This window comes from Rhodococcus sp. MS13 (genome assembly GCF_013277835.1).
Taxonomy (GTDB): Bacteria; Actinomycetota; Actinomycetes; order Mycobacteriales; family Mycobacteriaceae; genus Rhodococcus_F; species Rhodococcus_F erythropolis.
The window spans coordinates 504,204-517,360 of sequence record NZ_VBTL01000002.1 but is presented as its reverse complement, the minus strand read 5'-3'; the positions used below and the strand labels follow the sequence as shown (position 1 = coordinate 517,360).

The following is a 13,157-nucleotide window of genomic DNA, read 5'->3' as shown; positions in this document are numbered from 1 at the left end:
GGTTAGGCTGTGCTCATGCTAACTCAGGCGGTGACAGAATTGTCCGCTTCCCTCGCGGCCTCGCCCGACATCGACACCTTCTGGAACCGGATAGTGCAACAAGGCACGCCGATCATCGAAAGTGTTGATACACATACAGTTCGAGTAACTTTCCTCTGGCGACAGCCCGAGGAGACGGAAGTCGAGCGCGTCTACCTCGACGCAAACTCGTTGACCGACCATCACACGGAACAACTCAGCGTGATGCAACGGATCGGTGAGAGTCCGGTGTGGTTCTACGCCGCCGAAGTCTCGAACACCTGGCGCAGCAGTTACAGCATCATCCCGGCGCCGAAGTCCGTAGTCGACGAATTCGACTATCCGGGAGCAGGCAAGGAAGACACGACCCGCCGCACCCGCTGGTTGGGGTTGCTCGAACACCGAATTGCCGACCCACTCAATCCGCTTTCCGCAGGCGTGGACACAAGGCGTTCCGTCGCTGAGATGCCCTCGGCGCCGGTCCAGTTCGGTTGGGATGCTCCAGTTTTCAGGAAGTCGATACAGCTCACCTGGGCCAGTTCGACGTTGGACGTCGAGCGGCCGGTGTGGATCTACGAGACCGTGGACGACGGATTGACACCGCTCGAAGAACGGCCGCTCGTGATACTTCTCGACGGGCGCCACTGGGCCGAGGTCATGCCAGCAGGTGCCGCCTTCGATCGTGCAGTCCAGACCGGCAAACTGAAGTCCTGCGTTCTGCTGGCCATTGATTCCGTTGACAATCAACGTCGTTCGAAGGAATTGCCGTGCAACCGCGACTACTGGAGTGCAGTCGTCGACGAACTACTTCCGCAGGTGCGCGCCGTCGCACCCTTCTCGTCTGATCGAACGCGAACGGTGGTGTCAGGGCAGAGTTTCGGCGGCCTGGCCTCGATGTTCGCAGCACTCGAATTCCCCGAACACTTCGCGCTGGTCGCCAGCGGGTCCGGTTCATTCTGGTGGCCGACAGGCTTGAAGCGCGGCGAGGACGGTCCGCCGGGTGGAGACATCGCCGCACGCATCGAGCGCGATGGCGTGCCGGACGGTTTACGCGTTGTCCTCGAAGTAGGTAGGCACGAGTCCGACATGGTCGGGCACAGCGCAGCGGTCGCACAGGCGTTGGAAGCTGCCGGAGCGCAAGTGTCGTATCGGATCTTCGACGGCGGCCACGACTGGTTGTGCTGGCGCAGTGTCCTTCTGGACTCCGTTGTCGAACTGATCGGCAGTCCCTGAAACTGGCCGGTACCGCTAGTTCAGTGCACCGCGAATGACGGCAGCCGTGCTGTCGAGAACTGCCCGATTGGGCGTGCGAGGTAGTGCACGCAGGCCGAAGCCGTCGCCGCGATTTCGCGGAATGACGTGCAGATGAACATGGAAGACTTCCTGCCCCGCAACAGCTCCGTCGGAGAGATGCAGATTCACTCCGTCGACCGGGAGAGGTCCGGTACGCATCGCTGCGGCGATCTTCTGTGCGACGGCAAAGATCCTGGCACCGTCGTCGGAATCGAGCGTGGACAATCCACTGGCGTGGCGCTTCGGCACGACCAGGAGATGGCCGGATGTGAACGGCCGAATATCCATGAAGGCAAGGACATTCGCGTCGTCGTAGACGACGCTGGCCTCGGCCTCACCGGCGATGATGGAACAGAAGATGCAGTTCATGCTCTTCGACCCTGTGCGCCTTTTCGGTAGTGGTGACTACCGAAAAGGCGCACGGGGGCGTAGCCCTTACAGAATCGGCGACGGCGCATACGCCGCAGCTTCGGGGTTGGCGTCGACAAGCTTCTGCACCTCGGCGACAACGGCGTCGACCTGAGCAGACGCGGCGCCGACAAAGGCCGCCTTGTCGGCAAGAGCCTCGTCGAGTGCGGCGCGGTCGAGCGGCAAACGGTCGTCGGCGGCAAGGCGATCGAGCAGGTCGGGCTCCTTGCCTTCCTCACGCATCGCCAGCGCAACTGCGACGGCGTTCTCCTTGATCGCCTCGTGGGCGGTCTCGCGTCCGACGCCCGCGCGCACCGCTGCCATGAGAACGCGGGTCGTGGCGAGGAACGGCAGGTAGCGCGTCAGTTCCTTCTCGATGACGGCCGGGTACGCGCCCATCTCGATCAGCACGGTCAGGAAGGTCTCGAACATGCCGTCGATCGCGAAGAACGCATCCGGGAGAGCGACGCGGCGCACGACGGAGCAGAAGACGTCGCCTTCGTTCCACTGTGCACCCGCGAGCTCGGCTGCCATGGAGCCGTAGCCGCGCAGGATCACCTGAAGTCCGTTGACTCGCTCGCACGAGCGGGTGTTCATCTTGTGCGGCATCGCCGAGCTGCCGACCTGGCCGGGCTGGAAGCCTTCGGTGACCAGCTCATGGCCGGCCATCAGGCGGATCGTGTGTGCAAACGACGACGGGCCCGCGCCGACCTGGACGAGCGCGGAGATGACGTCGTGGTCGAGCGAACGCGGGTACACCTGGCCGACGCTGGTCAGTACGTGGGCGAATCCGAGGTGCTCCGCGACCTTCGCTTCGAGCTGCTCGAGCTTGGCCGCATCGCCGTCGAGGAGGTCGAGCATGTCCTGAGCGGTACCCATCGGGCCCTTGATCCCACGCAGCGGGTAGCGGTCGATCAGCTGACGCAGACGTGTCAGTGCAACGAGAAGCTCGTCGGCCGCGGAAGCGAAACGCTTGCCCAAGGTGGTGGCCTGAGCTGCGACGTTGTGCGAGCGGCCGGCCATCACGATGGACGAGTACTCGGCAGCGCGCTCACCCAGACGGGCGGCGACGGCGATGCCGTGGTTGTAGACGTGTTCGAGAGAACGCACGATCTGCAGCTGCTCGACGTTCTCGGTGAGGTCACGGCTGGTCATGCCCTTGTGGACCTGCTCGTGTCCGGCGAGTGCATTGAATTCCTCGATGCGTGCCTTCACGTCGTGGCGGGTGACCCGCTCGCGGTCCGCGATGGACGCCAGGTCGACGTTGTCGATGACGCGCTCGTAGTCGTCGATGGCGTCGGCCGGAATGTCGATGCCCAGCTCTGCCTGCGCACGCAACACCGCCACCCACAATTGACGCTCGAGCACGATCTTGTACTCGGGAGACCACAGAGCAACAAGCTCCGGGCTGGCGTATCGGTTGGCAAGGACATTCGGGATGCGGCTCACGAGGCCTCAGTCTAACGGTGGCCGAGCAGTGCTGTTACCCCCGAGCTAGAGCAGCTGTCGCCCCCGAGCTAGACCGGCGGCGCCATCACGTCGATCGATTCCAAGAGCATTCCTCTGGCCAACCCGCGTGGATCCGGGTCGTACTCCCCGAGCGCCGTGATCATCGCGCCGTCGACCATCGCGACAAGACGGCGCAATTGCCCCTCGGGAGCCGTTCGGCCCGAGCGTCGAAGCGCATCGGTCAACAGGTCGTCGAGCTGGGCGCGTAGGCGCAACTGCACGTCACGAAGCGCGGGATGACGGGCACACGCCACAAATCGTTCGTAGCGCGAGATCAATCGTTCGCGGCTCTCCGGCCGCTTCTCTTCGTCTCCGAGCAGCAGCTCGACCAAAAGTTCGACGGTTGATTCCGCGCCCCGCCGACGTTGGGTCACCGCAGCCACTCTGGCGCGCATCGCTTCCATGTCGGCGTTGCCGTTGAGCTCGACGGCACACGCGATCAGATCGTCGAGTGAGTCGAAGTAATAGGTCGTCGAAGCCAGAGGAAGGTCGGCCCTGGTTGCCACCGCTCGGTGACGAACGGCGTCGAACCCGCCCTCCAGCAAAAGTTCAGCAGCGGACGCCACCAGAGCTTGGCGACGTCGTTCACCCTTGGGCGTAGCTGCAGAAGACACCACGACATCGTGCCAGCAGAGGGCACCTCCGCATGGCGAAACAGCTCGAAGACCCTGCTGTTTGTTACCCGAGCCACTTCTCGAGGCGGGTCAGCGCCTCCTGAATGTCGGCTGTCGCGCCCGCGAACGAAAGTCTGACCATCCGGTTTCCGTGGACGGTGTCGAAATCGATTCCGGGTGCCAACGCGACCCCGGTATCTGTCAGCAACCGGGCACACCACGCGGTAGCGCCCTCGTCGCCACACAGATGGCCGATATCCGCGTAGACGTAGAACGCACCGTCGGCGGGAGCCAGCTCGGTGATGCCCAGTTTCGGCAACCCGGTCAACAGCAGTTCACGATTGACGGCGTACCGCTGAACGTGCCCGTCCAACTCGACCTTCGCCTCGTCCGAGAACGCCTCGATGGCGGCGTACTGAGAGATCGCGGGCGGACACACCGTCATGTTCGACGCGAGTCGCTGCAGCGGGCGCCGCAAGTACGTCGGCACCAACATCCACCCGAGCCGCCAACCCGTCATCGAGAAGTACTTGGACACCGAGCCGATCACAACGGATTCGCGTGAGGTCTCCCAGGCGCTCGACGTGTGCTGATCGCCGTATCCGATGCCGTGGTAGATCTCGTCCGAGATCAGGAGGGTGCCGTGCTGCTCGCACCACGTCGCCAACGCAGCGAGCTCCTCGGGCGAGATCACCGTGCCCGTCGGATTTGCCGGGCTGGCGACGATCAGACCGGCAGGCGGCGACGGCAAGGCCTCGAGCATGTCCACCGTCGGCTGGTATCGGGTTGCCGGCCCGCAGTCGAGTTCGACGACGTTGCAGCCGAGAGCGGCAAGGGTGTTGCGGTAGGCGGGATATCCGGGGCGAGCGACCACCACGGTGTCGCCCTCGTCGAACGCGGCCAGGAAAAGCAAGGTGAACGCCCCGGACGAACCTGTCGTCACCACCACGTCTTCGGCGTCGACGGCTATTCCCGATCGCTCGCTGTGGTAGCGCGCAATAGCTTCGCGTAGCGGCAGGATCCCGAAAGTCTCGGTATACCCGAGTAGTTCGGTGCCGAGGATCTCGCGCGTCGCACGTAGCACCGGTGCCGGCGCGGGGGTCGACGGTTGACCGGCAGCCAACGTCAGAACGTCACCGTGCGTCCGCTGACGTTCGGTCGCGGCCTTCCATACATCCATGACATGGAAGGTCTGGATATCTGATCGACGAGATTCTGAGCGCACACCCCGACGGTAGCCGAACCACACTTCCGTGAGAAACGACGACCATCCTTTGTGACGATCCGACAGATTCAGGTGCTCAGCATGAGTCGATTCAACGAGACCTGGGCCACGTCCCTCGCGCAGCATTGATCAACGACATCCTTCGATCAAAAGGTGCATCAGATGAAAGCTCGCTCAGTGCCCACCGCGGCTCTGGTCACGATCGGCGTTCTCACGGTTGCCTCGTGCGGAAGCACCTCTGATCCTGGCGGCGGGACCTCCGGGGACTACGCCAAGGACGGGAGTTTCACGACGATCGTGAACACCGACCCCGGCAACCTTCATCCCCTGATCACCAACCTGACTGCCACGCAGGCAATCAACAGCTATACCAACGACTCGTTGTTGGCCATCGACCCCAAAACCCGTGCAGCGGGCTCGTATCTGGCCGAAAAATGGAGCGAGAACGGAACTTCGCTGAACTTCACCCTCAAAAAAGGGATCACGTGTGAAGACGGCACGACGTTCACTGCCCAGACAGCCGCGAACAACATCAACTGGGTCGTCGACAAGACGAACGGCTCGCCGTGGCTGGGAGCGTCGGTACCCGAAACTGCAGTAGCAACCGCCGATGGCGACGAGCTCACGATCAAGACGGCGGAACCTGCGCCCTTCCTGCTCGAGCGCATCGGTGCTCTCAAACTGGCATGCCAGGCAGCACTCGACGACCCCGCCAGTGTTCGCAGCAGCAGCAACGGAACCGGCCTGTTCAAGATCACCGAAGTAGTGGCAAACGATCACGTGACGCTCGAACGCCGCGACGGATACAACTGGGGACCGAACGGCGAAACCACATCGGACACCCTCGGAGTACCCAAGGCCGTCACGATCAAGATCGTGACCGACGCGGCGACGACGGCGAACCTGGTCCTCACCGGAACGGTGAACGCAGCACCGGTGGCCGGTGCGGATATCGAACGTGTGGAAGCGTCCGGCCTGGAATCGATGACGTCGAACACCTTGAGCGGGCAGTTCATCTTCAACCACAATGCTGCTCTTCCCACCAAGGACGAAGCGGTGCGCAGCGCGCTCGTGCAGGCAATCGATCTCGACGACTACACGGACATCAACACCGGTGGCAAGGGTTCGCGCGCTACGGCATTGGCCGTTGTCGATCCGCGGGCATGTGACTACGACAGTGTCACCGGTGTAGTTCCGAAGTTCGACATGGCTGCGGCGAAGAAGACCCTCGCCGACGCCGGCTGGAAGCCCGGATCCGACGGCGTTCTGACCAAGGACGGTCAATCGCTGCAATTGACGGTCATCTTTGCCAACTACCGCGATACCACTTCTGCAGCAGCAGAATACGCGATGAAGCAGTGGCAGGAACTCGGCGCGAAGGTAGAGCTTCGCGGTGGTGACAACAATTTCATCATCTCCAATACGTTCGCGGCAAAGGACCTGACATCCTGGTCGATCTCGATCGGTCTGACCGTCCAGAGTGACACTCCCAGCATCTTCGTTCCGTACTTCTCCGGCCCGACCCCTCCGGCGGGCGTCAACTTCGCATCGATCGACAATCCCGAGTACACCGAACTGGCTGCGAAGGCATCTGTTCTGCCCGGCCAGGAATCCTGCTCGGTGTGGAAGGAAGCGGAACAGGCGCTGTTCACCTCTTCTGACGTCGTTCCGGTATCCACATCGCCGAACTTCATGTTCTTCAACGGTGCGACGTCCCTGTACGCGCCGATTGGTGGAACCCTGGCGGGCCCAGGCATCCGAGTTCTGAAATAAGCCGGAAGACAAAGCTTTACGTCTGCATCTATTTCTCCGATTCGAAGGATCTACATGACTGACCGTCCATTTGTTCTCGACGACCTCCACCGCGTGGTCACACCCACTGAAACCGCAATCTCGCCCGACGGCACCGTGGTCGTCTTCGTTCGCTCGGAAATTGTTGCCGGAAAGGCAACTACATCGCTCTGGGCAGTGTCCCGCGATTCCCAGGCTCGCCGCCTCACTGCGGGGCCCGCCGATTCGGCACCTCGGTTCTCTCCGGACGGAACCTCGATTGCCTTCCTCCGCAAGGTCGGCGACTCCGCGCAGCTGCACCTGATCCCGCTCGCCGGCGGCGAGGCCGAAACCCTCACCACAGCAGCATCACTCCCCCTCGGTGCCGGCGCACCGGTCTGGAGCCCGGACGGAAATGCCATTGCATTCGCCGCTGTGATCTCACGTTCGGACTCCACCGATCCGAATGCGCCCATCGTCACCGACCGACTCGGATACAAGGTGGACGGCGCCGGTTGGCTCGGCACCTTCCGTCGCCACCTGCACACCGTCGATCTGGAGACGAAGGCAGTACGACGCCTCACCGACGGTGATTGGAATGCGGACGTACCGTCCTGGTCGCCCGACGGCACGGCTCTTGCCTTCACCGCGAATCTCGAACCGGACAGCGATCTGAACCTCACGTTCAGCGCTTACCGAATCCTCGTCGACGATCTGTCAGTTCCGCCGCAGCGACTCGGTCACGCCACCGGGGTGCAGGGCTCCACACTGTGGCACCCGCAAGGAGATTCGGTCGTCGCCATCGGCACCCCCGAGGTCCGTGTCGGAACTGCCGACCTGATCCGTCTGTCCGTCCCCGGCCCAACTGAGACACCGGTCGACGTCACCCTCACAGCTCATCTCGATCGCAACGTGATGCCCGGCGCGCCCGGTTACCCCGGTGGCACACCGGCACTGTCGAATACTCGCGACGAAATCGTGTTCTGCCTCCGCGATCGCGGATGGACGCATCTGTATGCAGCCGACATCGAAACCGGAACCTCTCGCTCCCTCGTCGCCAATCCCAACGAGGTCGTCTCGGCGCTCTCCGTTGCCCGTGACGCCCGCGTCGCCTCCGTCATCGTCACCACACAGCAGTCCTTCGGCGAGGTCGCACTCGTCGATCTCGACAGCGGCGCTGTCACCACGCTGACAAAATTCACCGCAGAAGCACTCCCCGAGGTGACCCTGTTTGCCGCCGAGGAGCGCGAATTCACCATCTCCGACGGCCGTACCGTGCATGGCTGGTTGCTGTCCGCTCCCGAAACTGATGGCGCTGCACCCCTTCTGCTCGACATTCACGGCGGACCGCACAACGCGTGGACCGGCGTTGCCGATACCTATCACCCCGCCCACCAGGTTCTCGCAGCGCAGGGCTGGCGCATCCTGACCCTCAATCCACGTGGATCGGACGGGTACGGCGCAGACTTCATGTACGCCGTCAACGGCGCCTGGGGTACCTCGGACCAAGCCGACTTCCTCGAGCCGATCGACGCACTTGTCGCCGAGGGACTTGTCGACGGGGACCGCCTGGCGATCACCGGGTACAGCTACGGCGGATACAGCACCTGCCACCTCACCTCGCAGACCGATCGCTTTGCCGCGGCGGTGGCCGGTGGGCTGATCTGCGATTTCAACGCCATGGCCGGAGTCTGCGATTTCGGTCCGCACCTCGCGTCGCTCGCCACGGGCACCACTGTTCCCGAGAACTCCGCGGGGCTCCTGGCAGCCTCACCGCTCGCCGCCGTGAAGAACGTGGTGACTCCGACGCTGATCCTGCACGGAAAGTCGGACGAGCGGTGCCCGCTGGGTCAGGCCGAGGCCTGGTTCGCCGCACTTCGCCAGCTGCATGTACCCACCCGACTGGTGGCGTATCCCGGTGCAAGCCACGGTTTCCTCGTCAACGGCTCGATCTCGCACCGAATCGACTACAGCACACGGCTCATCGAGTGGGTCAAGCGATACACCTCCGCGAAGCTGCCCAAGACCGGCCTGGCCAACGCATCTGCCGGCGCCGACGCGTGGAAGCGCTCACTGGACGTACTGTGTGAGCGTTACGGCGTCACCGGTGCTCAATTCGGTATTCTCACACTCGATTCCAGCGGCAAGGAAATCACCCGTACGACGGTGGCTTCCGGCGTGATCAATGCAGACACCGGGGTCGAGGTATCCACCGACTCCCTGTTCCAGATCGGATCCATCACCAAGGTATGGACCGCGATGCTGGTCATGCAGCTGGTCGACGAAGGCTTGCTCGACCTGGACGCGACCGTCCGGTCGATCCTGCCCGACTTCGCACTGCAGGACGAGGAAACAGCCGCCCGCATCACGGTTCGCGCACTTCTGAACCATCGCAACGGAATCGACGGTGACCTCTTCATCGACAAGGGTCGCGGAGACGACGTCGTCGAACGCTACGTCGAGGGCCTGCGTGACTTCCGTCAGGTTCATCCACTCGAGGACGGCTTCGCGTACTCGAATTCCGCGTACGTCCTTGCAGCTCGTATCGTCGAGGTTCTTCGCGGCGGTATCTGGGACGACATCCTCAAGGAGCGGATCATCGATCCACTCGGCCTCGCGCACACACTCACGTTGACCGGAGATACTCCGAGATACTCTGTGGCAGCGGGCCATACAGGGAACTCCGTCGTGATGCCCGTCTGGCCGATCACGCGCTCGATGGGGCCGGCCGGCTGCATCACTGCCAGCATCGGAGATCTGCTCACGTTCGCGGAACTCGGCCTTCTCGAAGGTCAGAGCGTCGACGGTGTGCGGATCGTGTCGGAAAAATCAGCCGCCGCGATGCGTACACCCGAAATCGATATCAGCGAACTGTTCCCGGACAAGTCGGGCTGGGGTCTGGGTTGGTTCCACGAAACCTGGTCGGGCGAAGAAATTTTCGGCCACGACGGCAGCACCATCGGGCAGCACGCATATCTGCGCATCTTCCCCCGCCACAATGTCGCGATCGCGCTGCTGACCAGCGGCGGCAAAGCAGACGGCCTCTATCGTGATCTCTTCACCGAAGCCGCGGCCGCATTGGTCGGACTCGAACCTCCGCAAGCCCTCGCCCCGAACCCCGCGAGTGTGGAGTCGATTCCGGATTCGGTTCTGGGTAAGTACAGCTCGGGCGGAATAGCAATCGAGTTCCGTCGTGGAGAGTCCGCTGACGAGGCTGTGATCACCGTCATCGGTGACGTCATCCCGAATCCCGAGGAAGACGAAACAGCTCCGAAGAAGCCTGCAGCGGTGGCCACTCTCGTACCGTCGCAGATCCCGGGGACCTGGACCACCCGTCAACCCGGGGCTGCCGGTTGGACGACGGTACGGCCGCACCGCGACGGCGTGTACGTCGGATTCCGCTTCCTACCACGGGTTAACGCGTGACGACGACCGATACACATACGATGACGGAAACACCGAACGCCGAAACACAGAACGCCAGCGAACTCGAGGAATCAAAGATGCAAGAACAGCTTCAGGAACTCGTCGACCAGTGGAGGGTCGAGGCAAACATCCCCGGCGTCTCGGTCGGTATCGTGCACGGCGACAAGGACATCGTCGTCACCAGCGGCATCGAGAGCGTCGAAACCCAGCTCCCGGTCACCGACAAGACGATGTTCATGATCGGTTCCACCACAAAGGTTTTTGCTGCAACAGCCGCGATGGCACTCGTCGAGGACGGCCTACTCGATCTCGACACCCCACTGGTCGAGTACGTCCCCGAACTGATCCTCGCCGACGACGAAGCCACCCGCACAGTCACGATGCGTCATCTTCTGACGCACACCGGCGGATTCACCGGCGACGCCAGCCTCTCGGCAGGCTGGGGTGAAGACGCGCTGGGTCGATCGATTTCACGGCTGAAGGAACTACGACAGGAATTTCCCGTCGGAGAGGTCTTCTCCTACAGCAACTCCGGATTCGTTCTCGCCGGATACGTCGTAGCCAAGATCAGTGGACTGACCTTCGAAGAGCTGGTCAAGCAGCGCGTTCTGGACCCACTCGAGATGAAGAACTCGGCGTTCCTGCCCTGGGACGTGATGACCCACCGGTTTGCACTCGGCCACTACATCCGCGAGGGTGAGCCGTTCGTGTCCAACGAGACCGGACTGGACCGCGGTATGACGCCCTGCGGTGGAATGTGGTCCTCGGTGCGCGATCAGCTCGTCTGGGCACGCTACGCACTGTCGGGCGAACACCCGGGTGAGGGACAGCCGCTCGACGAGTCCACCCGGTTGCTGATGCAGAAGCCGCAACGTCCCGCCGCGATGATGTTCGAGGAAGTCGGCATCGGCTGGCTGCTGACTCGATACGGAACCACCCAGGTAGTGCGGCACGGCGGAAACGTCAGCAACCTCCAGGTCTCCGAGTTCTTGACCGTGCCTGAGAAGAACTTCGCCGTCACCGTGCTGACCAACGCACTCGGCGGCGGAATCGGCAAGAAGATCGTCGACTGGTGCATGGCCAACCTCGCAGAGTTGCCCGCGCCGGCATCTCTCGACGTGGTCGAGCCCGAACCCTCTGCCGTCGACGCCGTCCTGGGCAAGTACCAGGCCGGCAACCTGACCATGACCGTCGCCCCCGGTGACGAGGGAATCGGCGTCCGCATGGGCAGCGCGCAGGACCTCGGCGAATACGAGGACATCGTCTGGCCACCGGCGATCCCGATCGCCTTCGTCAACGATCTCGACTTCGCTGCTCGCGCCGACACCACGCGGACGCTGGGGCGCTTCGTCACCGATGACACCGGACGCGCCGTGATGCTCGAATTCGGCGGCCGAACCGCCAAGCGAGTGGCTTGATCCTCTAGACGGGTGACGCGGTCCGATTACGAGGCCGCGTCGCCCGTCTTTGTATACGCACAGCCGCGAAGGTACAGACTGGACGCCATGAACGTCATCGGCGAGTCGATTCTGCACCCGTCCCGGTGGAGCGTGCGCGCCCGGACGACCGTGGCATCTACCCTCGTGATCGCCTTCTGCTTGGTGATCGCCGGGCTTGCACTGGTTTTCGTACTGGCGAACTCCCTGCACCTGTCCGCACTGAACAGCTCCGAGGCCCGTGCCACACAGTTGGTCCAGCAACTCACCGGGAAGAGCCCAGCCGATCTCGACCCTTCGCTTCTGTCCACCGACAGCCAGATCGGAATCGTGCAGATCGTCGACGCCGATCACCGAATAGTCGCCCAATCGCCTGGAACTGACAGCGACCTACTGTCCGAACGCATTCTCGGCCCTGACGAATCGGACACCTATGGAAGGGTCAAGAAGTCCGACGACGAGGACTACTGGCTGATCGGACAAGGCGCTCAGACGCCGGCCGGACCGGTCACCGTCTTCGTCGGCGCCGACCGTGAACCGGTTGAAACCGTGGTGACCACCGTTGCCGTTCTGCTCGCCATCGCCGGGCCCCTGGTTCTTGGACTGGCCGCGTTTGCCACTTACCGCCTGGTGGGTTCGGCTCTCGCTCCCGTGGAACGCATCCGCGCTCGGGTTGCCTCGATTTCGAGTGGCCGTCAAGGTGAACGAGTGCCCGTCCCGTCCGGGAACGACGAGATAGCCCGACTGGCAACAACAATGAACGACATGCTGGCGCGCCTCGACGAAGGCGCACTTGCTCAACAACGATTCGTCAGCGACGCCTCCCACGAATTACGTAGTCCACTGTCCACGATCACGACGGCTCTCGAACTGGCACACCGACGCCCGGATCTCCTCGACGACGCACTGATCGAAGACGCGCTACTTCCCGAGGCGCGACGGATGCGGCAGTTGATCGAGGATCTGTTGATTCTCGCGCGCTCGGACGAAAGCGAACTCGAATCCATCGGTACCGTCGTCGACGTCGACCTCGACGACATTCTGTTCGCCGAGCAGAAGCGGATCGACGGTATCTCCGAGATCGCGGTCACCGCCACCGTTGCTCCGGTTCGCGTGTCCGGAGACCCGAGGGCGTTGGCGCGCATGGTGCGAAACCTGGTCGACAACGCAGTACGGCACGCCGAGACCCTCGTGCATCTCGAGTGTTCCGAAGCCGGCCACGAAGCCCATATCGTGATCGAGGACGACGGGCCCGGAATCCCTGCAGCAGAACGCGAACGAATCTTCGGACGCTTCGTCCGCCTAGACCAGCCGCGGTCGAGGCAGGGAGGTGGCTCCGGACTCGGACTCGCCATCGCGTCGGAAATCGTTGCGGCGCATCACGGAACCATTTCCGTCAGCGAGAGGGTAGGCGGTGGAAGTCGATTCGAGGTGACAATTCCGCTACCGACCGATTGA

The 13,157-nt window shown here is 62.9% G+C and carries 9 protein-coding genes; 5 read left to right on the top strand and 4 right to left on the bottom strand.

Going from position 1 to position 13,157, the window contains the following annotated elements; genetic code table 11:
- The first annotated feature begins 15 nt into the window (after nt 1–15).
- Nucleotides 16–1,251 carry an enterochelin esterase gene (fes, locus tag FEZ59_RS04760; protein ID WP_172932301.1) on the top strand — a complete coding sequence of 412 codons (1,236 nt, stop codon included), beginning with the start codon at nt 16–18 and terminating at the stop codon, nt 1,249–1,251.
- Between the two features lie 15 nt (nt 1,252–1,266).
- Here fes and FEZ59_RS04755 read toward each other — a convergent pair whose 3' ends face one another.
- From FEZ59_RS04755 to FEZ59_RS04740, 4 genes are all read right to left on the bottom strand, one after another.
- On the bottom strand, nt 1,267–1,680 hold the full coding sequence (locus tag FEZ59_RS04755) for an HIT family protein (RefSeq protein ID WP_047889106.1): 414 nt from the start codon (nt 1,678–1,680) through the stop codon (nt 1,267–1,269).
- Between the two features lie 66 nt (nt 1,681–1,746).
- Complete coding sequence (gene purB, locus FEZ59_RS04750; protein ID WP_019747059.1) at nt 1,747–3,168, bottom strand: adenylosuccinate lyase; 1,422 nt, start codon at nt 3,166–3,168, stop codon at nt 1,747–1,749.
- 68 nt (nt 3,169–3,236) lie between these two features.
- The gene (locus FEZ59_RS04745) at nt 3,237–3,842 is read right to left on the bottom strand and encodes a TetR family transcriptional regulator (protein WP_046379784.1); all 606 of its coding nucleotides are present in this window, start codon (nt 3,840–3,842) and stop codon (nt 3,237–3,239) included.
- 64 nt (nt 3,843–3,906) lie between these two features.
- Nucleotides 3,907–5,067 (bottom strand): pyridoxal phosphate-dependent aminotransferase, encoded by a 1,161-nt coding sequence (locus FEZ59_RS04740; RefSeq protein WP_024487530.1) that lies wholly within the window; start codon nt 5,065–5,067, stop codon nt 3,907–3,909.
- A 162-nt stretch (nt 5,068–5,229) separates the two neighbouring features.
- Between FEZ59_RS04740 and FEZ59_RS04735 the strand changes: the two genes are divergently transcribed.
- The 4 genes from FEZ59_RS04735 (at nt 5,230) to FEZ59_RS04720 (ending at nt 13,157) form a co-directional block, all read left to right on the top strand.
- A complete protein-coding gene (locus tag FEZ59_RS04735) occupies nt 5,230–6,840 on the top strand; it encodes an ABC transporter substrate-binding protein (protein ID WP_019747056.1) in 1,611 nt (536 codons plus the stop codon).
- A gap of 54 nt (nt 6,841–6,894) precedes the next feature.
- On the top strand, nt 6,895–10,263 hold the full coding sequence (locus FEZ59_RS04730; RefSeq protein WP_020906362.1) for a serine hydrolase: 3,369 nt from the start codon (nt 6,895–6,897) through the stop codon (nt 10,261–10,263).
- 20 nt (nt 10,264–10,283) lie between these two features.
- A complete protein-coding gene (locus FEZ59_RS04725) occupies nt 10,284–11,681 on the top strand; it encodes a serine hydrolase domain-containing protein (RefSeq protein WP_021342978.1) in 1,398 nt (465 codons plus the stop codon).
- An 87-nt stretch (nt 11,682–11,768) separates the two neighbouring features.
- Entirely contained in the window at nt 11,769–13,157 is a 1,389-nt protein-coding gene (locus FEZ59_RS04720) for a HAMP domain-containing sensor histidine kinase (RefSeq protein ID WP_030534674.1), read from the top strand.